This window comes from Streptomyces sp. NBC_01478 (assembly GCF_036227225.1).
Taxonomy (GTDB): domain Bacteria; phylum Actinomycetota; class Actinomycetes; order Streptomycetales; family Streptomycetaceae; genus Streptomyces.
This window is the reverse complement of the sequence record NZ_CP109444.1, coordinates 2,862,640-2,887,842: the sequence shown is the minus strand read 5'-3', so window position 1 is coordinate 2,887,842 and position 25,203 is coordinate 2,862,640. Positions and strand designations below refer to the sequence as shown.

Here is a 25,203-nt window from a genome sequence, read left to right as displayed (position 1 = left end):
GAGGGAGGTAAGTGGTGTACGCCACACGTGTTCTCCGGGGAGTGTGAGAGGTCCACCACGTGGCATTGGCGTGAACTCGCGTACGCTGACGGCTCACTCGCCTTCGTTGCGCGGGTCGGAGACACCGCTCCTCTCCGACCGAAGTCACGGGGAGTCCCCACCCCGTGAGCCCGCCGGACGCGAGGGATCATCTGGGAGGTAGTTCATGTCCGGGACGACCACGGCCGCCGCAGCGCTGCGCCGTCGGGCGGCCGGGGCCGGTGCCAACCGCTGGGTCGTCCTCGTCGTCCTCTGCGTCAGCCTGCTGCTGGTCGCGCTGGACGCCACCGTGCTGCATGTCGCGGTGCCCGCCGTCACCGAGGACCTCAAACCCGGCGCGATAGAGCTGCTCTGGATCGTCGACGTCTATCCGCTGGTCTGCGCCTCGCTCCTCATCCTCTTCGGCACGCTCGGCGACCGCGTGGGCCGCAGACGCATCCTGCTCCTCGGCTACGGCCTCTTCGGCATCGCCTCCGGGCTGGCCGCCTGCGCCCATGACGCCCAGGTCCTGATCCTCGCGCGGGCGCTGCTCGGCGTCGGCGGCGCGATGATCATGCCGGCCACGCTGTCGATCCTCCGCCAGGTCTTCCCCGACCGGCGTGAGCGGGCGGTGGCGATCGGCGTGTGGAGCGCGGTGGCGGCGGTCGGCGCGGCGGTCGGCCCGCTGCTCGGCGGGTTTCTCCTCGAACACTTCTGGTGGGGCTCGGTCTTCCTCGTCAACATCCCCCTGATGCTGATCAGCCTGCCGATCGGCCGGCTCCTGCTCCCCGAGTCCCACGGCGACCGCGACGGCCCGTGGGACGTCGTCGGCGCGCTGATGGCCGCGGGCGGTCTCTTCGGTGCCGTCTTCGGCGTGAAGCGGCTCGGTGGCGGGGAGCCCGTGGAGAGCGGGTGGACCGTGGCCCCGCTGCTCGTGGGCGCGGTGCTGCTGGTTCTTTTCGTACGACGGCAACGGCGCCGTACGCATCCGCTGGTGGACCTGAAGATGTTCCGCAGGCCGGCGTTCAGCACGTCCGTCGGCTGCATCGTGCTGGCGATGCTCGCGCTGGTGGGCCTGGAGCTGATCGCGGCGCAGTATCTCCAACTGGTGCTGGGTCTTTCCCCGTTGGAGACGGGTCTACGGCTGCTGCCGCTGACGTTCGCGGCGATGGCGGCGGGGTTGTTCGGGGCGCGGATGCTCCGGCGGTTCGGGCCGCGCCGGATGGTGTGCTTCGGGTTCTGCCTCACCGCGGTCTCGGTGCTGACGCTCACCGCGATGGGCGGGCGGGACAATGCCGGGCTGCTGCTCTTCGGGTTCCTGCTGCTCGGGTTCGGGCTGGAGATGACGCTCTTCGGGGCGTACGAGTCGATGCTGAGCGAGGCTCCGCCGGCGCAGGCGGGGGGCGCGGCGGCGATAGGCGAGACCTCCTACCAACTTGGCGCCGGGATCGGTATCGCGCTCCTTGGCAGCGTCATGAACGCGGCGTACGCGCCCGGGCTGTCGTCCGTTCCCGGGGTACCGGCGTCCGTGTCGGCGTCCGCGGGGCATTCGCTGGGCGAGGCCTACGACGTCGCCGGGCGTCTCGGCGGGGCACGTGGAGCGGCCCTGCGCGACGCGGCGCGGCACGCTTTCGTGCACGGCCTGCATGTCACGTTGCTCGTCAGCGCGGGCCTGCTGCTGCTGGGCGCGGTGATGGCGTTGCGGTTGCCCCGGATCATGCAGTGCGAGGTGCCCGCGGCGGCGGTAGAGGTGCCCGCCCCTCGCGAAGTCACCCAGCCCCGGGTCTCCGCCTGACCCCCCTCTCCCACCCACGCACCGCCAAGTGGCAGTTGGCCGAGAAGTGGCCGTTTCCTGTGGGGGTGCTCCGCCGTTGGCGGCTTCCCGTCCGCGTTGGCTGCCGCCCGCCCGCACTACAGTAACTAGCGGTGGTAGTTTTCTTAGATCTCGGAGGCTGTGTCATGCCCGCGTCCCCGTCCCCGAAGTTGCCCCCCTTCGACCCCGCCGACCCCCTCGGCATCGACGACCTGCTCGACCCCGAGGACCTGGCGATCCGGGACACCGTGCGGGCCTGGGCGGCCGACAAGGTGTTGCCGTATGTCGCCGAGTGGTACGAGAAGGGGGAGCTGCCCGGGATCCGGGAGCTCGCGCGGGAGTTGGGCGGTATCGGGGCGCTCGGGATGTCGCTCGACGGGTACGGGTGCGCCGGGGCCTCCGCCGTGCAATACGGGCTTGCCTGCCTGGAGTTGGAGGCCGCCGACTCCGGGATCCGGTCGCTGGTGTCGGTGCAGGGCTCCCTCGCGATGTACGCGATCCACCGCTTCGGGAGCGAGGAGCAGAAGCAGGCCTGGCTGCCGCGCATGGCCTCCGGCGAGGTCATCGGCTGCTTCGGGCTGACCGAGCCCGACCACGGCTCCGACCCGGGCGCCATGCGCACGTACGCCAAGCGCGACGGCGGCGACTGGGTCCTCAACGGGCGGAAGATGTGGATCACCAACGGGTCCGTGGCCGGGGTCGCCGTCGTGTGGGCGCAGAGCGACGACGGCATCCGCGGGTTCGTCGTGCCCACCGACAGCGCCGGGTTCTCAGCGCCCGAGATCAAGCACAAGTGGTCACTGCGCGCGTCCGTCACCAGCGAACTCGTCCTCGACGACGTGCGGTTGCCCGCCGATGCCGTGCTGCCGGAGGTCGTCGGGCTGAAGGGGCCGCTGAGCTGTCTGTCGCACGCTCGTTACGGAATCGTGTGGGGTGCGATGGGCGCGGCGCGCGCTTCCTTCGAGTCCGCGGTCGAATACGCGAAGACCCGGGAGCAGTTCGGGCGGCCCATCGGCGGCTTCCAGCTCACCCAGGCCAAGCTCGCCGACATGGCGGTCGAACTGCACAAGGGGATTCTGCTCGCCCATCATCTGGGGCGGCGCATGGACGCCGGGCGCCTGCGTCCCGAGCAGGTCAGCTTCGGCAAGCTGAACAACGTACGGGAGGCCATCGAGATCTGCCGTACGGCACGGACGATCCTCGGTGCCAACGGGATCTCGCTGGAGTACCCGGTCATGCGGCACGCGACGAACCTGGAGTCGGTGCTCACGTACGAGGGCACCGTCGAGATGCACCAGCTCGTGCTGGGCAAGGCGCTCACCGGACTCGACGCCTTCCGGTAGACCGGCGGCTCGGGGGCAACCCTGCGGGAGGCAGGGCCGGTAAGCGGCCCTGCCTCAGCTCTGGTTGAAGAAACCGTCCTCACGGCGCACAGCGGGGTCACCGCTGACGATCTCCGTGTTGGCGGGGGTCAGCAGGAAGACACGGTTCGCGACCCGCTCGATGGTGCCGCGCAGGCCGAAGGTGAGGCCGGCCGCGAAGTCGACCACGCGCTTGGCGTCGGTCGCCTCCATCGCCGTGAGGTTCACGATCACCGGAACCCCTTCCCGGAACAGCTCGCCGATGGCACGGGCGTCCCGGAAGCTGTCCGGGGTGACCGTGCCGATCCGGCGGCCCTTCACCTCGGCGACGTCCTCGGCCACCTTCACTCGCGGATCCGTGACCCAGGCATCCCCGGGCTGCTCGGTCCCTTCGGAGTAGTCGTCGTCGTAGTAGCGCTCGTCATCGTTGTCGTCAACGAGCCCAAGCCAGGCACTCGCCTTGCGTACCGATCCCATGGACGCCTCCTCTCACAGCGGTCTTTATTGCTATCCGCATCCCTATGGTCATCCATGATGCGGATCGCGCGCCAAGTGGATAGACGCCGCGCGGGGGGTTTGTGACGCTACTGGTGCACAGCCAATACGTCGAGGGCCCCCGTGTATCAAGGGTGTTGCTGGACAGGGCTGCTGACTGAGAGTGAAATATGATTCTTCTCGGCGACCGGGTGACGGCTGGTGCGTACGGGTGAACGGGGTGGTCGGTGCGACGCCGCTGCTCAACGCCCGGTCAGCAGCCATGTCGAACTCCGGATGCCCTGTCAGTTGTCGTTCACGCCACGGGGGGTTGTCGTGTTCGGAATGGTCCGGCCTTGCAGTCACAGGCTCGGTGAGAGCCTCAAGAACCAGTGGATGGCGCATTTGTGCGGGCTCTGTCTCGCGCTGCGGGGAGATCATGGGCAGTTCGCGAGGGTTGTCACCAATTACGACGGTCTGCTCCTCTCGGTGTTGACGGAGGCTCAGGTCGAGCGGACGGGCGGCGGCTGGCGGCGTACGGCCGGGCCGTGCCCGTTGCGCGGGATGCGGACCGCGTCCGTCGCGCAGGGCGAGGGGGCGCGGCTCGCGGCGGCCGTCTCGCTGGTGCTCGCCTCCGCCAAGGTGCGCGACCATGTCGCCGACGGGGACGGGCTGCTGGCCCGCAGGCCGGTGGCGCTGGCCGCGCGGCGGGTCGCCGGGAGCTGGGGGCGGGCCGGGGCCAGGACCGGCTCGGCCGTCGGGTTCGACGCCGGGGTCCTCGTCGAGGCGGTGGAGCGGCAGTTCGGCATCGAGGCGCTCGCCGGGCCCGGCACACCGATCCTGACCGTCACCGAACCGACCGAGACGGCCACCGCCGCCGCCTTCGCGCACACCGCGCTGCTGGCCGGACGGCCCGGCAACGCCGTACCGCTCGCCGAGGCAGGGCGCCTCTTCGGCCGGCTCGCGCATCTCCTGGACGCCGTCGAGGACAGGGGGGCTGACGCCGCGTCGGGCGCCTGGAACCCGCTCACGGCGACCGGCACCCCGCTCACCGAGGCCCGTCGGCTCGCCGACGACGCGCTGCACGGGATACGCCTCGCGCTGCGCGAGACCGAGTTCACGGACGGCAGGCTCGCCCACCTGCTGCTCGCGCACGAGCTGAGCCGCTCGGTCGACCGGGCCTTCGGCACCCAGTCGTGCGGGCATGGGCACGGGCCCGGGGACGCGTCGGGGCCGCAGGCCGCCTTCGGGCCGCCGCAGACGCCCTATCTGCCGGGCGATCCGCAGCGCGACGGAAATCCCTTCGGCGGCAGCCCCTACGGCGGTGAGCCCCCGCGGCCCGAGCGGCGCGGGTTCCTGGCCGGGTGCGCCGCCGCCCTCGGGCTGTGCTGCACCTGCAAGGTGTGCTGCGCCGACGAGTTCGAGGGACCGTGGTCGGGGCGGCGGCGCGAGGGATGCCGTTCGAGCTGTGACTGCTCGTGCTGCGACGCCTGCGAATGCTGCGAGTGCTGTGAATGTCTGTCGTGCTGCGACTGCTGAACCGGACCGTGACGGAAAGTAATCGCAGTTGTATACATGGGACTTGGGGATCATGGGCTGAACTGCGGAGTCGGGCCGGCTCTGTTTCGGCACGGTAAAACAAAAACATGATCCGGTGACCGGTGTGCCGTGAGTGTCGTTGGGCGGGAGCAGAACCATTTCTGCCTCAGGTTCGACTCCCGATCAACTCGCCACCCACTTAAGGCACTTCAGTGGACGTCACAACAAAAGCGACCACCAGCATCCGCACCAGGCTGCTGAGGATTCTGATCCTCGCCCTCGCGGTCCTGCTCGCCCTGCTCGGTATCGCGGCCGCCGACCAGATCTCCGCCTATCGCAACGCCTCCGCGACCGCCGACAACGCCCGCCTGGAAATCACCCTCCAGGGACTCGTGCACGAGCTGCAGAAGGAGCGCGGGCTAACCACCGGATACGTCGGCGGCGTACGGCAGTTCAACGCCAAGCTGCCCGCGCAGCGCAAGGCGACCGACGCCGCGCGCGAGCAGTTGGACGTGGCTCTGAAGGGGCGCGAGGACTCGGCCGCCGGTTCCGTGCGCGAGTCCCTCGGCCGGCTCGACGGCCTCGCCGGCATCCGCAAGGACGCCGACGACGGCACCGGCGTGGTCAAGGACACCTTCGACTACTTCACCACCACGATCACCGTCCTCGACCGGCTCGACCTCGGCCTCGAAGACGTCCACGACGGCAATCTGCGCGACGCCTACCAGGCGCTCCAAGTCCTCGGCAACGCCAAGGAGTTCACCGGCGAGGAGCGCGCCATCGTGCTCGGCTCGGTGCGCGCCGGGAAGTTCCGCGGCGACGACTACAGCCGGTTCATGGAGATCCGCGCCGGACGCCTCGCCGCCCTCGACGCCTTCCCGCGGTCCGCAACCGCCGTGCAGGAACGGCGGCTGAACACCGCCCTCACCACGCCCGACGCCGAGCGCGCGCTGGCGTACGAGAGCAAGGCGGTGCACGGCACCGGGAAGCTGAAGTCGAGCGCGATCCCGCCGATGGCCTGGTGGGACTCGATGACCTCCACCATCAACGGGATGCGGAACGTACAGATCTCCCTCGGCGCCGATGTCGAGAACAGGGCCGCCCAGTTGGAGAGTTCGGCCCAGCGCGATCTGCTGCTGTTCCTGCTGCTCGCCCTCGGCACGGTCGCCGCGCTCGCCGCGCTGGCCCTCGACTGCGTACGGTCCGTGTCCACGCCGCTCGTCGAACTCGCCCAGCAGGCACGGCAGGTGGCCGGGACCCGGCTGCCGCAGGCCGTGGCCGCCGTACAGGACGGGTCGTCCGGGCGGGCGCCCGAGCCGCCCGCGCCGTTGGTCGTCGCCGACAAGGCCGGGTCCGAAGTGCGGGAGGTGGCCGAGGCGTTCGACCGGGTGCAGCGGTCCGCCTTCGATCTCGCCACCGAGCAGGCCGTGTTGCGGCGCAACGCCACCGACTCGCTGGTGAGCCTGGGCCGTCGCAACCAGAACCTGGTGCGCCGTCAGATCAGCTTCATCAACAAGCTGGAGCACGAGGACGCCGATCCCGCGACCCTCGCCAACCTCTTCGAACTCGACCACCTGGCCACCCGTATGCGCCGCAACGCCGAAAGCCTCCTCGTGCTCGCCGGAGAGTCCAGCCCCCGCCCCTGGTCCACCCCGCTGGCCGTCAACGACGTGCTGCGCGCCGCGCTGTCCGAGGTGGAGGAGTACCGCCGGGTCACCCTGCGCCGGATCGAGCCCGCGTTCGTCACCGGCTCCGTCGTCGTCGAAATCGCCCACCTGCTCGCCGAGTTGGTAGAGAACGCGCTGAGCTTCTCGCCGCCGGACTCCGATGTGGAGATCGAGGGGCGGCGCACCAGCGCCGGCTATCTGGTCGCGATCGTCGACCACGGCTTCGGCATGGACAACCAGGCCCTCGCCGAGGCCAACGTACGGCTGTCCGGCACCGCCAGCTTCATGGCCGAACCCACCCGGTTCCTGGGCCACTTCGTGGTCGGCGCGCTCGCCCGCAAGTGCGGTATCGAGGTGCGGCTGGGCGAGGCACCGGCGGCCGGTGTGGTCGCGCGCGTGCTGATCCCCGCGGGGCTGTTGACGGAGGCCCCACAGGGCAAGGCCGCGGACAAGCCGGTGCTGCCGGCGCCGCGCAACGAGGAGGACGCCGTGGAGCCGGTGACCGTCACGGCCGGGTCGAAGCCCGTCGAGAGCAAGGCCTCCGGCGCCAAGGGCGGCACCTCCGCCTCCCGTACCCGCAACGGACTCGTCAAGCGGCCCCAGCGCAGCGCGATCTCGGAGGCCGTCACCGAGACGGACCGGCCCAGCCGCCCGGCGCCCACCGGACCGACCACCGACCGCAGTCCCGAGGAAGTCTCCGGAATGCTCTCCACCCTGCGCAGCGCCCACATGCGCGGCGGCATCAGCGTGGAGAAGGAGAAGGAGAGGGCCAAGAAGTCCGCCGGACACAGCGAGGGTGACGTCAAGTGACCACTGTCGACACCCAGCACGACTCGCAGACCTTCAACTGGCTGCTCGCCAACTTCGTCAAGAGCACCGACGGCGTACGGGACGCGGTCGCCGTCTCCTCCGACGGGCTGCTGATCGCCGTGTCGGACGGGCTCGGGCGCACCGAGGCCGACCATCTCGCCGCGATCGTCTCGGGGTTGAGCAGCCTGGCGCGCAGCGCGTCCAAGCGGTACAGCTTCGACGGGGTCAAGCTGATCATGATCGAGATGGGCCGGGGTTTCCTGCTCGTCTCGGCGATCCGGGACGGCAGTTGTCTCGGCGTCCTCGCCGACAGCAGCGGTGAACTGGGCCTGGTCGGCTACGAGATGGCGGTGCTCGCGGAGCGGGCGGGTGATCTGCTCACCCCGACGCTCATCGCCGATCTGCGGCAGGCGTTGCCACGGTGAACGGTGAACAGCCCAGGGACGTAGAACCTGACGAGGATGCGACGTTCGTCCGGCCGTTCATCATCACCGGCGGCCGGTCCGAGCCTCTCCAGGCCGATCTGCGGCTGGAGACGCTGGTCGTCGCCGTCGGCGTGCCGGATCCGTCGCTCGCGTTCGAGCGGCGCCACATCGTCGCGGTGTGCGAGCGGCCGACGACCGTCGCCGAGGTGGCGCACCGGGTCGGTGTGCCTCTCGGAGTGGCGAAGGTGCTGATCTCCGACCTCGTCGTCGCCGGGCAACTCGCCTGCCGGCAACCCGCGGAGCTGCCGCTCCAGATGCTCGAAAGGATCAGGGACCATGTCCGGGCGCTCTGACAAGATCGTGCCGCTGGCCGTGAAGATCGTGGTCAGCGGCGGCCTCGGGGTCGGCAAGACCACGTTTATCGGGGCCATTTCGGAGATCGAACCCCTCGACACCGAGGCGGCGATCACTCAAGTCTCCGTGGGTGTCGACTCGTTGGTGGGGGTCGAGGCGAAGACCACCACGACCGTCGCCCTCGACTTCGGGCGGATCACGCTCGACCCGACGATGACGCTGTATCTGTTCGGGACGCCCGGACAGGACCGGTTCTCGTTCCTCTGGGACGACCTGGTGGAGGGCGCGCTCGGCACGGTGGTCCTGGTGGACACCCGGCGGATCGAGGACTGCTTCCCGGCGGTCGACTACTTCGAGTCGCAGGGCGCGCCGTTCGTCCTCGCCGTGAACCGCTTCGACGGCGCCGACCGGTTCGACGTGGAGGAGGTCCGGGAGGCACTGGGGCTGAGCGCGGACGTGCCCGTGCTGGAGTGCGACGCACGGAACCGGGACTCCGTACGGGATGTGCTCGGCGCCCTGATGGACCGGGTGATCGGGGTCCGGGCGACACCACGACGGCGTGCGGCCGCGCTGACGCGGTAGGCGTGGTGGAGGACGTGCGGACGGAACCCGAGGGGAGGGGTGTGTGAAGGCGGAACGGGTGGAGAGGGAGAACACGTGAGGCGCACGGTCAGAGGAAGACGCAGGCGACCGGGACGCGCAGTGGGTCAGCTCAACAGGAAGAGGACCACACTCGACCGAGGTCGATGTGGGAGCGCTTGACCAGCCACTGCTGCGGATGCATGGACCAAGTGGAACAGGCATCCGGTGGGGCGTCAACCGAGATGAGACGTACTGCTCACAGTGTGGACTTCCTTGACAGCGAGGGGAAACGGCGCCGTACAGTCGGTGGACGGTCCTGCTGAGGGGCTCGGCCGTACGGTGCCGTCAGGCGCCCTGTGTGAAGGCATTCGCCCGTGTTGCTCACGTCACGGAGTCTTCGCATGTCTTCCGACATTCCCGCCCCCGTATCCACCGCCCCGAGCACCAGGCCCTCACTCGTGATCGTCGGGGCCGGGCCGCGGGGGACCGGTCTCATCGAGCGCATCGCCGCCAACGCCCCCGAGCTGTACGCCGACGCCGAGGGCACCGAGGGTCTCGACATCCACCTCGTCGACCCCCATCCACCCGGCGCCGGACGCATCTGGCGCGCGGCCCAGTCGCCGCTGCTGTGGATGAACTCGCACGCGGAGGACGTCACCATGTTCACCGACGAGACGGTGGTCATGGACGGTCCGGTACGCCCCGGCCCCACGCTGCACGAATGGGCGGCCATCGAGGGCTCCACCTTCGCCGACCGGCAGCTCCAGGGCGCCTATCTGCGCTGGGTGCACGAGGAGGCCGTGGCCGCGCTGCCGCCGGGCGTCACCGTCCACCACCACCCGAAGCGGGCCCTCAGGGTCGGCGGCCCGCGCGAAGGGCGCCAGCAGGTGTGGCTGGAGGGCAGCCCGCAGCCGCTCCTCGCCGACCTCGTCGTTCTCGCGCTCGGTCATCTCGACGCCGAACTCGACGAGGAACAGCGCGAGTTGGCGGCCTACGCCCGCGCCCACGACCTCATCCACCTGCCGCCGGACTTCACCGCCGACAGCGACCTGTCCGCCCTCGCGCCCGGCGAACCCGTCCTCGTCCGCGGCTTCGGCCTCGCCTTCGTCGACCTGATGGTGCTGCTCACGGAGGGCCGCGGCGGACGCTACGACGGCGACACCTACGTCCCCTCGGGGCAGGAGCCGGTGCTGTACGTCGGGTCGCGGCGCGGAGTGCCGTACCACTCGAAGATCGGTTACGAGTGGAGCGGTGAACGGCCGCCGCTGCCACGGTTCTTCGGGCCCGCCGAGGTCGACGCGATCCTCGCGCGGCCGGGGGGCTTCGACTTCCGGCGGGACGTATGGCCGCTGATCGAGAAGGAGTTGGGGTTCGCGCACTACCACCGGCTGTTCGGTGTGCACCCCGAGCGGACCGGCATCGCCTGGACCGTCTTCGAGGAGAAGTACGCGACCGCGGAGCCGGCGGAGCGCGCGGCCCTCGTGGCGTCCGCGGTGCCCGACCCCGCCGACCGGCTCGACCTCGCGGCCCTCGACCATCCGCTGGACGGGGTGCGGTACGCGTCGCACGAAGCGTTCCAGGAGGGCCTGCGGGCGTACGTCGAGGCCGATCTGAGCCGCCGTCACGATCCCTCCAACAGCCCGGACCTGGCGGTCTTCCTCGGACTGCTCTCCGTCTACGGGCAGTTGATCCGGCTCGGTGACGTCGGGCCCTGGTGGCACGGCTTCTTCAGCTATCTCGCCTCCGGGCCGCCCGGCCCCCGGCTGCGCCAACTCCTCGCGCTCTCCCGGGCCGGCGTCGTGCGGTTCGTCGGCGCGGACATGGCCGTGGCGGCCGAGGACGGGGTGTTCCGGGCGTCGAGCGCGACCGTGCCGGGCGTGACGACCGAGGCGCGGGCGCTGGTCGAGGCGCGGCTGCCCGAGCCCACGGTCGGGCGGTCCGTCGACCCGCTGCTGCGTGAACTGCACGCCGACGGGGCCGTGGTGGAGAGCCCCGAAGGACTGCTGCGGGTGGAGCGCACCGACGGACGGATCCTCGACCGGGCCGGGCAGCCGCACCCCCGGCGGTTCGCGCTCGGGCCCTACACCGACGTGCGGACGCCCGGCGCGTTCACCCGGCCGCGCACCGGCGGGCCGGCCTTCCGGCAGAACGACGCCACCGCGCGGGCCCTGCTGACGTTCCTGCGCGACCTCGCGTGTCGGGCTGCCGCGTAGCCCGATCCGGTCGGTGAAGTCCCGGGCTTCATCAAGGACTTGGCCCTCTCCGAGGTGCTCCGAACGACAGGAAGGCTTTCCTCCCATGACCTCCTCGCACGGCCGGGGCCTGCATCTGGCCGCCGCCGTCGACCAGCGGTCGGCCTACGACGCCGGCTCCTACGTCGAGTTGGCGCGGCTCGCCGAGAGCGGCGGCCTCGACTTCGTGACGCTCGACGACACCTTCGCGCGCCCCGGACCCGACGCGCTCGCCGTCCTGTCCCGCGTCGCCCCGGCGACCGGCCGGATCGGCCTGGTGCCCACCGTCACCGTCACACACACCGAGCCCTTCCACGTCCAGGCGGCGGTCGCGACCCTCGACTGGGTCAGCCGGGGCAGGGCCGGCTGGCGGATCGACGTGTCGACCACCGAGGGCGAGGCCCGGCTCTTCGGCCGCCGGCACGCCGCACCCGCCGACGCGCTGTGGCAGGAGGCGGGCGAAGTCGCCGAGGTGGCCGCCGAGTTGTGGGACAGCTGGGAGGACGACGCCGAGATACGGGACACCGCCACCGGCCGCTTCGTCGACCGCGACAAGCTGCACTACATCGACTTCGAGGGCGCCGAATTCTCCGTCAAGGGCCCCTCGATCGTGCCCAGACCACCGCAGGGCCACCCGGTCCGCGTGGTCGACGCCACCGAGGGCCAGGCCCGGCGGACGGCCGCCCGGTACGCCGATGTGGCCCTCGTCCGCGCGGCGAGTTCCGCGCAGGCCGGGGCCGTACGGGCCGAACTGCGGGCGTCCGCCGAGAAGTTCGGCCGCGACCCCGACACCCTGCGGGTCCTGGTGAGCCTCGTCGTCGACCTCGGCGACGGCGAGCACGCGGCCGAACCGGGCCACGGCGGGGGCGGCCCCCGGCAGACCGCGCACGGCCCGCTGTACCGGGGCGGCCCGGTCGACCTCGCCGAACTGATCGCAAGCTGGCACGGCGACCGCGCCGTCGACGGCTTCCACCTCACGCCCGTCGAGCCCCGCCGCGACCTGGAACGGCTCGTCAACGGCACGGTCGCGCTGCTCCAACACCGGGGCCTGTTCCGCACGTTCTACCCGGGCAGCACGCTCCGGGAGCATCTGGGCCTGGCCCGGCCCGCCAACCAGTACGCCGTGACCGGGGGAGCGTCATGACCGTACGACCACACAGGACGATCCATCTGGCGGCGCACTTCCCCGGCGTCAACAGCACCACCGTGTGGGCCGATCCGCGGTCGAGGTCCCAGATCGCCTTCTCCTCCTTCGAGCGGCTCGCCCGCACCGCCGAACGCGGACTCTTCGACTTCTTCTTCCTCGCCGAGGGGCTGCGGCTGCGCGAACACAAGGGCCGTATCCACGACTTGGACGTGGTGGGCCGGCCGGAGTCCCTCACGGTCCTGAACGCGCTCGCCGCCGTCACCGAGCGGATCGGGCTGGCCGCCACGGTCAACGCGACCTTCAACGAACCGTACGAACTCGCCCGCAGACTCGCCACGTTGGACCACCTCAGCGGCGGCCGGGCGGCCTGGAACGTGGTGACTTCCTCCGACGCCTTCACCGGCGAGAACTTCCGGCGCGGCGGCTATCTCGACCGCGCCGACCGCTACACCAGGGCGGCCGAATTCGTAGCCGTAGCAAGGGAGTTGTGGGACTCCTGGACCCCGGACGGACTCTCCCGCCCCTTCGCCCACCGAGGTCAACACTTCGACATCGCGGGCGAGTTCACCGTGCCGCGCTCACTGCAGGGGCACCCGGTCGTCATCCAGGCCGGGGACTCGGGGGAGGGCCGGGAGTTCGCGGCGCAGGCGGCCGACGTCATCTTCACGCGACACGGCACATTGGAGGACGGCCGCGCCTTCTACGCCGATGTGAAGGGCCGCCTCGCCAAGTACGGCCGTAGCGCGGACGACCTCAAGATCATGCCCGGTGTCACCGTCGTCCTCGGCGACACGGCGGCCGAGGCGCAGGAGCGGGCCGCCGAGATCCGGCGGCAGCAGGTCTCCCCGCAGAATGCGATCCTCGCCCTGGAACAGATCTGGGGCACGGACCTCTCCTCCTACGACCCCGACGGCCCGTTCCCCGACACCGACCCGGTGCCGGACGCGTCGATCACCCAGGGGCGCAACCGGCACGGCGACCCCGTCGCGACGGCCGAGAAATGGCGGGCGCTGTCCCGGGAGAAGGGGCTGTCCATCCGGCAGACCGTGATCGAGGCGAGCGGCCGGCAGTCCTTCATCGGCACCCCGGAGGCGGTCGCCGCCGAACTGGAGACGTTCGTACGACAGGACGCGGCCGACGGCTTCGTCCTCGTACCGCATCTCACCCCGGGCGGCCTCGACGAGTTCGTGGACCGGGTGGTGCCGCTGCTCCAGGAACGCGGCGCGTTCCGCACGGAATACCGGGGCACGACCCTGCGCTCACATCTCGGGCTCCCCGACCCGGCGGAGAAGGGGTGACCCCACGACGACAGGACCGAGCGCACGACGATGGAGCTGACGGCATGACCTCGGACGCGGCCGACGGATGGAAGCAGTGGCACGAGCACCGCACGGAGACGGTGTCGGCCCCCTACGGACCCCTGGCCCTGACCGGCACGCACTGGCTGGAGGACCACCCGGACGGCCGGCTTCCGGATGTTCCCGGCACCTGGGTCCTCGACGGTGACGCCGTCGTCCTCACCGCGCCGGCGGACGAGCGCACGGGACTGACCGTCGACGGGAAACCCTTCACCGGCGAGATCCGCCTCGGCGTGGACACAGGCCCGGTGAGCGCGGCCCGCGTCGGCCTCGGCGAGCGCCGGCTGGCCGTCCTGATCCGCGAGGGCGCCTGGTGCGTGCGCGACTACGACCCCGACTCGGCGGCGCGGCGCGCGTTCCGGGGCGTCGAGACCACGCCGTACGATCCGCGCTTCTCGGTGCCGGGGCGCTTCACGCCGTACGACATGTGGCGCATCGTGCGCGTCGGCGCGGCGGACGGTGTCGAACGCGGGCTCGGACTCTCGGGTGAACTCGCCTTCCGGGTCGACGGGTTGGACCTGACGCTCCAGGTGGCGGTGCAGGACGACGGCAGGTTGTGGGCGGTGTTCGCCGACTCCACGAGCGGGAACGGCAGTTACCGGTTCCGGTTCCTGTACCCGGTCGCGCCCGATGCCGAGGGGCGCACGACGGTGGACTTCAACCGGGCGGTGCTCCCACCGTGCGCGTTCGCCGAACATTTCATCTGCCCTTTCCCGCCGCCCGGGAATACGCTGGGCCTCGCGATCGAGGCGGGGGAGCGCACCCTTCGGCAGGTGGGGCGGTGACCTGCGGTGGAGCAGGTTGTGGACCACTGCTCCGGGGTGATCAACTCGCGTAGATCGTGGGCAAGTTGAAGGCTGCACGGCCGAAAGGCGCTCTTGCGCCCAGCGACCGGGCGGCCGAATACTCCCCCACAGCGCTTGTCAGGAGCACGTCGTGTTCGAAAACCGGACGGCCGACCCTGACTGCGCCTCACGGGCCCCGACCCCACGCGGGCCCCCGAATTCCCCTAGGAGGGAACGAAACGTGAGGATCAAGCGCACCACCCCCCGCAGCGGAATCGCGAGACGGACCAGGCTGATCGCCGTGGCCACCGGATTCGTGGCAGCCGCCGCGTTCGCAGTCCCCACCGCGAGCGCCAGTGATGCACAGACGTTCAGCGCGACCCAGCTCTCCGCGGTCAACTCGTCCGTGCTCAAGGCCGATGTCCCGGGCACCGCCTGGGCGGTCGACAGCAAGACGAACCGTGTCGTCGTCACCGTCGACAGCACGGTGTCCCAGGCCGAGATCGCGAAGATCAAGTCGCAGGCGGGCAGCTCCGCCGGCGCGCTCACCATCAAGCACACGGCGGGTCAGTTCAAGAAGCTGATCACCGGTGGCGACGCCATCTACGGCGGTGGCTACCGCTGCTCGCTCGGCTTCAACGTGCACAGCGGGAGCACGTACTACTTCCTGACCGCCGGCCACTGCGGTGAGGTCGCCTCCACCTGGTACTCCAACTCCGGTCAGAGCACGGTGCTGGGCACCAACGTCGGCTACAGCTTCCCGACCAACGACTTCGCGCTGGTGCGCTACACCGGCTCGGCCGCGCACCCGAGCCAGGTCGGCACCCAGACCATCTCCAGCGCGGCCACCCCGCCCGTGGGCACGACCGTCTACCGTCGTGGCTCCACCACCGGCACGCACAGCGGCCGGGTCACCGCCCTGAACGCCACCGTCAACTACGGCAGCGGCGACGTGGTGTACCAGATGATCCAGACCACCGTCTGCGCCGAGGGCGGCGACAGCGGCGGTCCTCTGTACTCCGGCACCGTGGCCTACGGTCTGACCTCGGGCGGCAGTGGCAACTGCTCCTCCGGCGGTACGACCTTCTTCCAGCCGGTCACCGAGGCGCTGAGCTACTACGGCGTGAGCGTCGGCTGACGCCCGCCTGAATCTCTTCCGCTCCCGGACTGCAGCCGGCAGCGAAGCGAGTCCCCGTACGCAACTGGCGTGCGGGGGCTCGCTCTTGTGCGGCACACGGAGTTACCGTCGTGGGTATCGGAGATGGCACCTGATGCGCCACGTCGGACCCTGGGGGGGGCCGTGATGGTCGAGGAGCTGGTGACGGCGGGAGTGACCCTCGCGTCCGTCGGAGTGGTCTACACGATGGCGGCGGCCCGGGTCGTCAAGCAGTACGAGCGGGGTGTGGTGTTCCGGCTCGGCAGACTCCGGTCGGACGTGCGCGGACCCGGGTTCACCATGGTCGTCCCCTTCGTGGACAAGCTCCGCAAGATCAATATGCAGATCGTGACGATGCCGGTGCCCGCGCAGGAGGGCATCACCCGTGACAACGTGACGGTCCGGGTGGACGCGGTCGTCTATTTCAAGGTCGTCGACGCGGCGGACGCGTTGGTGAAGGTCGAGGACTACCGCTTCGCCGTCTCGCAGATGGCGCAGACGTCGCTGCGCTCGATCATCGGCAAGAGCGACCTGGACGATCTGCTCTCCAACCGCGAAAAGCTCAACCAGGGGCTGGAGTTGATGATCGACAGCCCCTCCATCGGGTGGGGCGTGCAGATCGACCGCGTCGAGATCAAGGACGTCTCCCTGCCCGAGACGATGAAGCGCTCGATGGCCCGCCAGGCCGAGGCCGACCGCGAACGCCGGGCCCGGATCATCAACGCGGACGCCGAGTTGCAGGCCTCCAAGAAACTCGCCGAGGCCGCCGAGCAGATGTCGGAGCAGCCCGCCGCACTCCAACTCCGGCTGCTGCAAACGGTGGTGGCGGTCGCGGCCGAGAAGAACTCGACGCTGGTGCTGCCCTTCCCGGTCGAGCTGCTGCGGTTCCTGGAGCGAGCGGCCCCGGCTCCGGCTGCACCTGCCGCGCCCGTTGCTCCCGCGGCGCAGGTTGCCCCTGTGGCACCGCAACCGGTGCAGGAGCAACTTCCGCCCGCCGGGCCTCAGTCGGATCCGGACTCCGAGGGGTCGATTTCAAGACAGGACTAGACCTCACCGGCTGATGAGCGTTACTCGCACGTAGTGTTTGCAGTGCGAATGGCCTGGGGTGACCGTGGACTGTCAAAACGAGGGGGGCGTGCAACCGCGTTCCACGCGCGACCTGAAGTCGACCTTGTGCGCTCCCTGTGCGATTAGGAAGAGTAGGCGCTCGTCAACCTACCTTTCGGCCGGTCGGGTCCCCATAACCTGGCGGGCCGACCCCCCACAGGAGGACACGAGTTGAAGCACCGACGCATACCCAGGCGACGGGTGGCCGTGGCAGGCGCGGGCATAGCCGCGCTTGTCGTCGCGGGAGTCACCTTGCAGAGTGCGAACGCCAGCGAGACCACGCGGGCGACCGCACCCCACACCCTCTCGGCCCTGGCGGCCGGAAAGCTCGCCTCGACGCTCGGCAAGGACCTCGGCACCGACGCGGCCGGCACGTTCTACGACGCGAAGACCAAGAGCCTCGTGGTCAACGTGCTCGATGAGACCGCCGCCGACACGGCCGAGGCGGCCGGCGCCAAGGCGAGAATCGTCGAGAACTCCCTCGCCGAGCTGACGAGCGCCCGTACGACCCTCAAGCAGGACGCGACGATCCCCGGCACCTCGTGGGCGACCGACCCGACCACCAACAAGGTCGTCGTCACCGCGGACCGCACGGTCTCCGACGTCGAGTGGGCCAAGCTCACCAAGGTCGTCGACGGACTCGGCAGCAAGGCCGAACTCCAGCGCACCAATGGGGAGTTCAAACCCTTCATCGCGGGCGGCGACGCCATCTCCGGCTCGGGCGGGCGCTGTTCGCTCGGCTTCAACGTGGTCAAGGGCGGCGCGCCCTACTTCATCACCGCCGGCCACTGCACCGAGGCCATCTCCACCTGGTCCGACTCCAGCGGCAACGAGATCGGCACGAACGAGCAGTCCAGCTTCCCGGACAACGACTTCGGGCTGGTCAAGTACACCTCGGACGTCGCCCACCCGAGCGAGGTCGACCTCTACAACGGCTCCTCGCAGGCCATCACCCACGCCGCCGCCGCCACCGTCGGCGAGAAGGTGACCCGCAGCGGCTCGACGACCCAGGTGCACACCGGCACGGTCACCGGCCTGGACGCCACCGTGAACTACGGCAACGGCGACATCGTCAACGGCCTCATCCAGACCGACGTCTGCGCCGAGCCCGGTGACAGCGGCGGCTCGCTCTTCGACGGCGACGCGGCGATCGGCCTGACCTCCGGCGGCAGCGGCGACTGCACCTCCGGCGGCGAGACCTTCTTCCAGCCGGTCACCGAGGCGCTGTCGACGTTCGGCGCGCAGATCGGCTAGCGGCAGCAGTAGCAGTACGACGGTGAGGTCCCGCCCCCGCGCGCGAGGGGGCGGGACTTTCGCGTACGGACGAAGCGGCCGGCTCAGCGCGTGGGCCAGTACCAGAGCGGTTCGTCGAGCGGGCCCTCGCGCCCCGCCACCGTCGTCTGCCCGAACTCCTTCACCAGCTCTGTGGAGTTGACGTCGAGACGGTGCCGTATCGCGCCCTTCTGGAGCGCGTCCGCGAGGGGTCTGGCGTGGGTGACCACGATGATCTGGGTGTTCTTGGTCGCGGTGAGGATCAGCTCGGCGAGCGGGGGGATCAGGTCCGGGTGGAGGCTTGTCTCCGGTTCGTTCAACACCAGCAGCGACGGTGGCCGGGGGGTCAGCAGCGCCGCCGCCCACAGGAGATAGCGCAGGGTGCCGTCCGACAGCTCGGCGGCGGTGAGCGGGCGCAGCAACCCGTGCTGGCGCAGACCGAGCCGGAAGCGTCCGCCGAGGTCGGCGATGTGGACCCGGCTGCCGGGGAAGGCCGCGTCCACGGCCGCGTCCAGCGCCGCGCCGTCACCCACCTCGCGGATCGTCTGGAGGGCGGCGGCGAGATCGGAGCCGTCACCGCTGAGCACGGGCGTCCGGGTGCCGATCCGGTCGGCGCGGGCCGGCGCGTCCGCGTCGGTGCGGACATGGTCGTAGAACCGCCAGGACCTGATGAACTCCCGCACCGCCAGGACGTCGGGTGCGTGCTGGGGGTCGGCCAGTTCGCCGAGCATGCTGTCGTACGGGCGCAGGGTGCCGTGCGCCCGGGACCAACCGCCGCCCGCGCCGCGCAGCTTGACGGCGGCTCCCGCGCGGTCGGAGAGGACCGAGGCCGGGCGCAGGACGGGGCCGCTCCAGATGGACTCGCGTTTGATCTCCGGGTCGAGGTTGAACATCGACGGCCCGCTGTCCGACCCCGAGGTCGGGCTGGGGTGCCCGAAGTCGATCGCGTACCCGAACTCGTCGCCCGCGAAGCCCAGTTGCAGACTGACCGGGCCCGAGCGGGCCGTGCCCTGCACGGGATGCAGCCCCTCGCGCACCGCGCGGCCGATCTTCTCCGGGCCCGCCCACAGCACCGACGGCAGCCCGCCCTCCTTGGCGAGCGCGGCGACGGCGCCGCCGCGCGCGGACTCGGCGAGCAGGCGCAGCGCGCGGTAGAGGCTCGACTTGCCCGTGCCGTTCGCCCCCGTGATCACGTTCAGCTTGGTCAGCGGGACGATCAGGCGGCGCAGGGAGCGGTAGTTCTCGACGGCGAGGGTGCTGATCATTCGTCCAGGGTTGCAGACGGGTCTGACAACGCCGGTCGGCCCAGCAGCCGCTCGTGCTTGTGGCGCAGTGCCGCCGCCAGCAGGGTGACCACGATCCCGGCGAGCGCCCACGCGGAGAGGACCAGCAGCGGGCCGGTCACGGCGTTGCCCTGGAAGTAGGCGATCGAGCGGGCCACCCAGGTGCCGGCGCCCGGCGGCAGCGCGGGCCCGATCGCGTTCCAGAACGGCGGCAGCAGCGGCAGCGGGAAGGCGCCGCCCGCGCTCGGGTTGCCCGCGATCACCACCAGCAGGATCGCCAGACCGATGCCCACGACCCCGAAGACACCCTGCAGCCCGAGGGTCGCCGCCCCCACGGCGAACGTGATCAGCGCGCCGAGCCCCCAGAACGCCGTCACGCTCCCGGGCAGCGCGCCCAGGATCGGCCCGACGATCACCGCCCCGCCGAGACCGCCGACGATCGCGACCAGCGCCATCACGATCAGCCGGATCACCGCGCGGCGCGGGTTGGCGGGCCGGGCGCCGGTGCTGATCGCCAGGATCGAGGCGCACAGATAGCCGCCGACGCACCAGCCGACGACCAGGTAGAAGGACGACAGCCCGTCGAAGTCCTGGGCGGAGGCCGGGGCCACGTCCACCGTCCGGATCGTGCGCTGCTCGGTCCTCTCCAGAGTGGCGGTGATGGTCTCCAGGGTGGTGGCGAGGACCGTGCCGCCGCCGGTGGCGACCAGGAGCGTGTCCTTGATGCCGCGGGTGTCGATGACGAGAGCGCCGTCGATGTCCCGGTCCAGGATCTGCTTCCGCGCGCTCGCCGCGTCGGACACCACGCGCGGGTCGAGCGGTGAGCCGGGCAACCGCTTCAGCCGGGCCACCGTCTGCTCGGCCGTGACCTGAGGGGCGACGACCCCGAAAGCCACGTCCCTGGGCTTCGGATTGTGGAGCGCGCCTACGTAGGAGGCGATGAAGAGCAACTGAAGAGCGACCACACCGATGACGAGCAGGGTGGCCCGCAGGCTGACCGCGTCCTTCACCTCACCGAAGAAGGACGTACGGGACGTACCGGCACCCGGGGTCTCTGGCATGTCCCCACCGTCTCGGCGGCCGGGTGTTCGCGCAGGCGGGAAGGGGCCGAACGGATGCCGTACATGTGTTCGGAAAAAGATTTCTTCCCAACTGCTCGGCCCGGGTGGGGAGCTGACGGAGTGGCGTCTGTTTCGGACACCGCGCACCTCCCCAAGGAATCGCTGGTGTGTTCGAATGTGGGTCGCTGACCGGGGCTGATGGGGTTAGGGTAATCGAACGGGCGTACGGTGAACATATCGGACGGATGGCCGAAAAGGGGTGGAGTGATGGAGGTGCGGCATGGCGGGCTTCGCCCATCTGCACGTCGCGTCCGGTTACTCCGCCCGCTACGGCGCCGCCCACCCCGAGCAGCTCGCGAAACGGGCGGCCGAACGGGGCCTGACGGCGCTCGCGCTCACCGACCGGGACACGGTCACCGGTGCCGTCCGGTTCGCGCGGGCGTGCGCGAAGGAGGGGGTCCGGCCGCTCTTCGGTGTCGACCTGGCGGTGGAGGCGCTCGCACCCCCGCCGCCCGGCCGACGGCGTCCCACCCCCGCGCGGGGCGGCGCGCACGTGATCGAGCCGCCGCTGCGGTTCGTGCTGCTCGCCCAGGACCGGGAGGGCTGGGCGCGACTGTGCCGCATCACGTCGGCGGCGCACGAGGGTGCCCTGTCCGGTACGGCGCCGGTGGTGCCGTGGGAGGCGCTGCGCGCGTACGGCGGCCCCGGGCTGACCGTGCTGCTCGGGCCGCTCTCGGAGCCGGTGCGGGCGCTGTCGGTGGGCCGGGAGGACGTCGCGATGAAGCTGCTGGCGCCCTGGAAGGAGGTCTTCGGGAGGGGGGTCCGGCTGGAAGCCGTCGCGCAGAAACGTTTCAGCACAGGGCCGGGCTCCCTCCGCCTGGCCGCCCGCACCCTGGCACTCGCCGACCGCACCCGCACCACCGCCGTGCTCTCCAACGCCGTCCGCTACGCCGACCCCGACCAGCACCGCCTCGCCGACGTCCTGGACGCGGCCCGGCTGCTCCGCCCGATCGACCGCCGTCGCCTGGACAGTGGCCAGCGCTGGCTCAAGGACGAGAAGGAGATGACGGTCGTGGCGCGGATGATCGCCGAGTGCGCCGGAGCGGACACCCACCGGGCACGCCGTCTGCTGACGGACACCGCGCACACGGCGGCCGAATGTGCCGTCGACCCGGCGGCCGACCTCGGCCTCGGCACACCCCACTTCCCGGAACCCTCGCTCTTCGGCGCCGGACCGGAGACGGGCGGCGCGGCCGGACTGCTGCGCCTGAGGTCCGAGGAGGGCCTGGTCCGCCGCGGCCTCGACCGCGACCGGGCGGCCCTCGACCGGCTGGACGAGGAACTCGCCGTCATCTCCCACTGGAACTACGACGCGTACTTCCTCGCCGTCGGACAGGTCGTCGCCGACATCCGGGCCAAGGGCATCCGGGTCGCCGCCCGCGGCTCCGGCGCCGGCTCGCTGGTCTGCCACGCGCTGGACATCGCCACCGCCAACCCGCTCGACCACAGCCTGCTGTTCGAACGCTTCCTGAGCACCCGCCGCGAATCACTGCCCGACATCGACATCGACGTGGAGTCCGCCCGCCGCCTGGAGTGCTACGACACGATCTTCGAGCGCTTCGGCAAGGAGCGGGTGGCGGTCACCGCGATGCCCGAGACCTACCGGGCTCGCAGGGCGCTGCGCGACACCGGCCTCGCGCTGGGCATCGCCCCGGCCGACGTCGACCGGATTGCCAAGAGCTTCCCGCATCTGCGCGCCTCCGACATCACGAGCGCGCTCGCCGAACTGCCCGAACTACGCCAACTGGCCGCCGAGGCACACCGGTTCGGCCCCTTGTGGGAACTCGCCGAGGGCCTCGACGCCCTGGTCCACGGCATGGCCATGCACCCCTGCGGAGTCGTCATCAGCGACGCGACCCTCCTGGACCGGCTGCCCGTGCAGCCCACCCCCCAGGGCGACTACCCCATGGCCATGGCAGCGAAGGAGGAGATCGAAGCGCTCGGCAACATCAAACTCGACGTCCTCGGCGTCCGGATGCAGTCCGCGATGGCCCACGCCGTCACCGAGATCGAACGCACCACGGGAAACCGTATCGACCTGGACGACCCCCAACAGGTGCCGCTGGACGACGTGTTCGCCTTCAAGCTCATCCAGGAGAGCCAGACGCTGGGCCTGTTCCAGTTGGAGTCGCCGGGCCAGCAGGACCTCCTGTCCCGGCTCCAACCCCGTGACGTGCAGGACGTCATCGCCGACATCAGTCTCTTCCGTCCGGGCCCGGTCGCCGGCGGCATGCCCGAGCGGTACATCGCGGCCCGCCACGGCGGCACACCGTCGTACGCGCACGAAGACCTCGAACCGGTGCTCGCCGACACCTACGGCGTGACCATCTGGCACGAGCAGATCATCGAGACCCTCCGCGTACTGACCGGCTGCGACCGGGCTTTCGCGGAGATCACCCGGCGGGCCCTCGGCGACAAGGACCAACTGCCCCGGATCAAGGAGTGGTTCCACCAGAAGGCACGCGCGCGTGGCTACAGCGCGGCCGTCCGGGACGAGGTCTGGGAGACCGTCGAAGCCTTCGGGGCCTACGGTTTCTGCCGCGCGCACGCGGTCGCGTTCGCCGTACCGGCCCTGCAGAGCGCCTGGTTGAAGGCGCACTATCCGGCGTTCCTGCTGGCCGGGTTGCTCGAACACGACCCCGGGATGTGGCCCAAGCGCGTGCTGGTCTCCGACGCCCGCCGTCGGGGTGTGCCGGTGCTGCCCGTCGACATCAACCGCTCCAGGGTGCGGCACACCGTGGAGATGGCCGAGCAGGAGGAGTGGGGTGTGCGGCTCGCGCTGTCCGGGGTGCGCGGTATCGGCGAGGAGGAGTGCGCGCGGATCGAGGAGGGGCAGCCGTACGGATCGCTGTCGGACTTCTGGCAGCGGGGCCGCCCCAGCAGACCGGTCGCCGAACGCCTCGCCGAGATAGGCGCGTTGACCTGTCTGCACGACGGCCGGCTCACCCGGCGTGATCTCCTGCTCCAGATCACCGAGTTGCACCGGCAGTCCCGCAACCGGGCCGCGGGTGCCGGTCAACTGCCCATGGACACGGGTGCTGTTGGGGGAGCGGAGCCGAGCGGGCTGCCGGAGCTGACCGGACGCGAGGCGCTGAGCGCCGAGTTGGGCACGCTCGGCATCGACGTCTCCCGGCATCTGATGGAGCATCACCACCGGCTGCTGCGCGAGATCGGCGCGACGGACGCGGCGCATCTGGCCGAACTGCGGGCGGGGCAACAGGTGTTGGTCGCCGGGGTGCGGGCCTCGACGCAGACCCCGCCGATCGCTAGCGGCAAGCGGATCATCTTCGTCACCCTGGAGGACGGCTCTGGTCTGGTCGACCTCGCCTTCTTCGAGGACTCCCATCCGGCCTGCGCGTACACGGTCTTCCACAGCGGGCTGCTGCTGGTGCGTGGCACGGTCCAGGTGCGCGGCACCCGTCGTACCGTCGTCGGTTCCATGGCCTGGGACCTGGACGAGATCGCGGCGGCCCGCAGGGACGACGGCCCCGAGGCGGCGCTCGCCCTCCTGGGCGCCGCCCGCCCGCACCCGACGCCCGCCCAGCCGCACCGCACCCTCGCCAACGGCACCACCGGCGCCCGTCTGCATCCGTACGCCGACCTCCAGCCCGCCGGCACCCGCTCCGCCGACCTGAAGAAGTTCGGCCATCGCAGCCCGGGGAGTGCGGGATGAGCACACGTCAGCGGTACATCGCCCACTTCCATCTGCATGCCGCGCTGAGCGAGGTCCAGTACGGCGACGTAATCGAACTGGTGTCCGGAATCACGCCCCATGTCCAGGCGGTCCCGCCCAACGCCCTTCAGGTGGACCTGACTTCGGCGCTCCGGTACTTCGACATGTCCGCCTACGACGCGGTCCAGACGGTGAAGATGAGGCTGAAGGCCCACTACGGCATCGACAGCAGCGCCGGGCTCGCGGGCAACCGCATGCTGGCGGCGATGGCGGCCGACGCGTCCGCGCCCGGGGACACCACCCCGGTGCCCGCCGAGGAGGTGGCCGACTGGCTGTACCCCAGGCCGGTCACCGCGCTGCCCGGGATCGGCCGCGCCACGGCGGACACGCTGCGCCGATACGGCCTGCACACCATCGGCCAGCTCACCGACCTGCCTCCGGCGACCCTGCAACGGCTTCTCGGGGCAGGCCAGGCACGGCTGTTGACCGAGCGCGCCCGCGGCCACGACCCCCGCCCGGTCGTCCCCGCGGAACCGGCGGCACACATGGCCGCCGACCTGGTCCTGAGCCGGGACTGCCTGGACCCGGCCCAACACCACCGGGCCGTCCTGGGACTTGCCGACCGGATCGGCCAACGCCTGCGCGGGGAGAGGCAGTTCGCGGGCCGGCTCACCCTCGCGGTCCGCTACGCCGACCTCCCCCACTCTCAACTTCGTTCGAGCGGGGGGACCCCCATCTCCACCACCCGCACCCGCGCCCTGCCGGAACCCACCGACCACTCACCCGCCCTCGCGGCCACCGCCCTGGGCCTGTTGACCTCCCTGGGACTGCAGCGCGCCCGCGTCCGCGCCTTCGTGCTCCGCGCCGACGATCTGCGGCCGGCCGGCAGCGCCTACCGTCAGCTCTCCATGGATCCCGCCGCCGATCGCGCCCGCGCGGTCGAAGCCGCCGCGGACCGGGCCCGCCGCCGCTTCGGACCGGAGGCCGTACGCCCGGCAGCCCTGGCCGACTGACCTCCGTCGCCGGT

Annotated in this window: 19 protein-coding genes; 16 read left to right on the top strand and 3 right to left on the bottom strand. The window is 70.9% G+C overall.

Going from position 1 to position 25,203, the window contains the following annotated elements:
• Positions 1–205: 205 nt before the first annotated feature.
• Entirely contained in the window at positions 206–1,813 is a 1,608-nt protein-coding gene (locus OG223_RS12950) for an MFS transporter (RefSeq protein ID WP_329246819.1), read from the top strand.
• Positions 1,814–1,977: 164 nt separating this feature from the next.
• On the top strand, positions 1,978–3,174 hold the full coding sequence (locus OG223_RS12945) for an acyl-CoA dehydrogenase family protein (protein WP_329246817.1): 1,197 nt from the start codon (positions 1,978–1,980) through the stop codon (positions 3,172–3,174).
• 54 nt (positions 3,175–3,228) lie between these two features.
• Here the strand turns inward: OG223_RS12945 and OG223_RS12940 are convergent, their stop codons facing one another.
• Entirely contained in the window at positions 3,229–3,669 is a 441-nt protein-coding gene (locus tag OG223_RS12940; protein ID WP_019059292.1) for a cell division protein SepF, read from the bottom strand.
• 333 nt (positions 3,670–4,002) lie between these two features.
• On the opposite strand from OG223_RS12940, the gene OG223_RS12935 reads away from it, so the two are divergent.
• The 12 genes from OG223_RS12935 to OG223_RS12880 all read left to right on the top strand — a co-directional run bounded on the left by OG223_RS12935 (position 4,003) and on the right by OG223_RS12880 (position 18,081).
• Positions 4,003–5,205 (top strand): DUF5685 family protein, encoded by a 1,203-nt coding sequence (locus OG223_RS12935; RefSeq protein ID WP_329246814.1) that lies wholly within the window; start codon positions 4,003–4,005, stop codon positions 5,203–5,205.
• Positions 5,206–5,417: 212 nt separating this feature from the next.
• Positions 5,418–7,682, top strand: coding sequence for a sensor histidine kinase (locus OG223_RS12930; RefSeq protein ID WP_329246811.1), 2,265 nt, complete (start codon positions 5,418–5,420; stop codon positions 7,680–7,682).
• Entirely contained in the window at positions 7,679–8,107 is a 429-nt protein-coding gene (locus OG223_RS12925; RefSeq protein WP_043681265.1) for a roadblock/LC7 domain-containing protein, read from the top strand. The genes OG223_RS12930 and OG223_RS12925 overlap by 4 nt, the downstream gene beginning before the upstream one ends.
• A complete protein-coding gene (locus OG223_RS12920; RefSeq protein ID WP_329246806.1) occupies positions 8,104–8,460 on the top strand; it encodes a DUF742 domain-containing protein in 357 nt (118 codons plus the stop codon). Before OG223_RS12925 ends, OG223_RS12920 begins: the two co-directional genes overlap by 4 nt.
• On the top strand, positions 8,444–9,043 hold the full coding sequence (locus tag OG223_RS12915; RefSeq protein ID WP_329246804.1) for a GTP-binding protein: 600 nt from the start codon (positions 8,444–8,446) through the stop codon (positions 9,041–9,043). The genes OG223_RS12920 and OG223_RS12915 overlap by 17 nt, the downstream gene beginning before the upstream one ends.
• A gap of 401 nt (positions 9,044–9,444) precedes the next feature.
• A complete protein-coding gene (locus OG223_RS12910; RefSeq protein WP_329246801.1) occupies positions 9,445–11,256 on the top strand; it encodes an FAD/NAD(P)-binding protein in 1,812 nt (603 codons plus the stop codon).
• Between the two features lie 85 nt (positions 11,257–11,341).
• Complete coding sequence (locus OG223_RS12905) at positions 11,342–12,418, top strand: LLM class flavin-dependent oxidoreductase (RefSeq protein ID WP_329246800.1); 1,077 nt, start codon at positions 11,342–11,344, stop codon at positions 12,416–12,418.
• The gene (locus tag OG223_RS12900; protein ID WP_329246798.1) at positions 12,415–13,719 is read left to right on the top strand and encodes an NtaA/DmoA family FMN-dependent monooxygenase; all 1,305 of its coding nucleotides are present in this window, start codon (positions 12,415–12,417) and stop codon (positions 13,717–13,719) included. The genes OG223_RS12905 and OG223_RS12900 overlap by 4 nt, the downstream gene beginning before the upstream one ends.
• Positions 13,720–13,763: 44 nt before the next feature.
• Entirely contained in the window at positions 13,764–14,564 is an 801-nt protein-coding gene (locus OG223_RS12895) for a DUF1684 domain-containing protein (RefSeq protein WP_329246795.1), read from the top strand.
• A 241-nt stretch (positions 14,565–14,805) separates the two neighbouring features.
• Positions 14,806–15,702 carry a S1 family peptidase gene (locus OG223_RS12890; RefSeq protein ID WP_329246792.1) on the top strand — a complete coding sequence of 299 codons (897 nt, stop codon included), beginning with the start codon at positions 14,806–14,808 and terminating at the stop codon, positions 15,700–15,702.
• A gap of 165 nt (positions 15,703–15,867) precedes the next feature.
• On the top strand, positions 15,868–16,767 hold the full coding sequence (locus tag OG223_RS12885) for a slipin family protein (protein WP_329246790.1): 900 nt from the start codon (positions 15,868–15,870) through the stop codon (positions 16,765–16,767).
• Between the two features lie 231 nt (positions 16,768–16,998).
• Positions 16,999–18,081 (top strand): S1 family peptidase, encoded by a 1,083-nt coding sequence (locus tag OG223_RS12880; protein WP_329246787.1) that lies wholly within the window; start codon positions 16,999–17,001, stop codon positions 18,079–18,081.
• Between the two features lie 83 nt (positions 18,082–18,164).
• Here the strand turns inward: OG223_RS12880 and OG223_RS12875 are convergent, their stop codons facing one another.
• Positions 18,165–19,364, bottom strand: coding sequence for an AAA family ATPase (locus OG223_RS12875; RefSeq protein ID WP_329246784.1), 1,200 nt, complete (start codon positions 19,362–19,364; stop codon positions 18,165–18,167).
• Entirely contained in the window at positions 19,361–20,443 is a 1,083-nt protein-coding gene (locus tag OG223_RS12870) for a DUF3533 domain-containing protein (protein WP_329246781.1), read from the bottom strand. The genes OG223_RS12875 and OG223_RS12870 overlap by 4 nt, the downstream gene beginning before the upstream one ends.
• Positions 20,444–20,723: 280 nt before the next feature.
• Here OG223_RS12870 and OG223_RS12865 point away from each other — a divergent pair, with 280 nt between their 5' ends.
• Both OG223_RS12865 and OG223_RS12860 read left to right on the top strand, forming a co-directional pair.
• Positions 20,724–24,176, top strand: a complete 3,453-nt coding sequence (locus OG223_RS12865) for a DNA polymerase III subunit alpha (protein WP_329246778.1) — start codon at positions 20,724–20,726, stop codon at positions 24,174–24,176.
• Positions 24,173–25,189, top strand: coding sequence for a DNA polymerase Y family protein (locus OG223_RS12860; RefSeq protein WP_329246776.1), 1,017 nt, complete (start codon positions 24,173–24,175; stop codon positions 25,187–25,189). The genes OG223_RS12865 and OG223_RS12860 overlap by 4 nt, the downstream gene beginning before the upstream one ends.
• Positions 25,190–25,203: the final 14 nt, after the last annotated feature.

Excerpts from the sequence above, each read along its gene's own strand:
- OG223_RS12950 (WP_329246819.1), top strand. The coding sequence starts at position 206 with ATGTCCGGGACGACCACGGCCGCCGCAGCGCTGCGCCGTCGGGCGGCC.
- OG223_RS12945 (WP_329246817.1), top strand. The coding sequence starts at position 1,978 with ATGCCCGCGTCCCCGTCCCCGAAGTTGCCCCCCTTCGACCCCGCCGAC.
- OG223_RS12940 (WP_019059292.1), bottom strand. The coding sequence starts at position 3,669 with ATGGGATCGGTACGCAAGGCGAGTGCCTGGCTTGGGCTCGTTGACGAC.
- OG223_RS12915 (WP_329246804.1), top strand. The coding sequence starts at position 8,444 with ATGTCCGGGCGCTCTGACAAGATCGTGCCGCTGGCCGTGAAGATCGTG.
- OG223_RS12910 (WP_329246801.1), top strand. The coding sequence starts at position 9,445 with ATGTCTTCCGACATTCCCGCCCCCGTATCCACCGCCCCGAGCACCAGG.
- OG223_RS12905 (WP_329246800.1), top strand. The coding sequence starts at position 11,342 with ATGACCTCCTCGCACGGCCGGGGCCTGCATCTGGCCGCCGCCGTCGAC.
- OG223_RS12900 (WP_329246798.1), top strand. The coding sequence starts at position 12,415 with ATGACCGTACGACCACACAGGACGATCCATCTGGCGGCGCACTTCCCC.
- OG223_RS12895 (WP_329246795.1), top strand. The coding sequence starts at position 13,764 with ATGACCTCGGACGCGGCCGACGGATGGAAGCAGTGGCACGAGCACCGC.
- OG223_RS12885 (WP_329246790.1), top strand. The coding sequence starts at position 15,868 with ATGGTCGAGGAGCTGGTGACGGCGGGAGTGACCCTCGCGTCCGTCGGA.
- OG223_RS12875 (WP_329246784.1), bottom strand. The coding sequence starts at position 19,364 with ATGATCAGCACCCTCGCCGTCGAGAACTACCGCTCCCTGCGCCGCCTG.
- OG223_RS12870 (WP_329246781.1), bottom strand. The coding sequence starts at position 20,443 with ATGCCAGAGACCCCGGGTGCCGGTACGTCCCGTACGTCCTTCTTCGGT.
- OG223_RS12865 (WP_329246778.1), top strand. The coding sequence starts at position 20,724 with ATGGCGGGCTTCGCCCATCTGCACGTCGCGTCCGGTTACTCCGCCCGC.
- OG223_RS12860 (WP_329246776.1), top strand. The coding sequence starts at position 24,173 with ATGAGCACACGTCAGCGGTACATCGCCCACTTCCATCTGCATGCCGCG.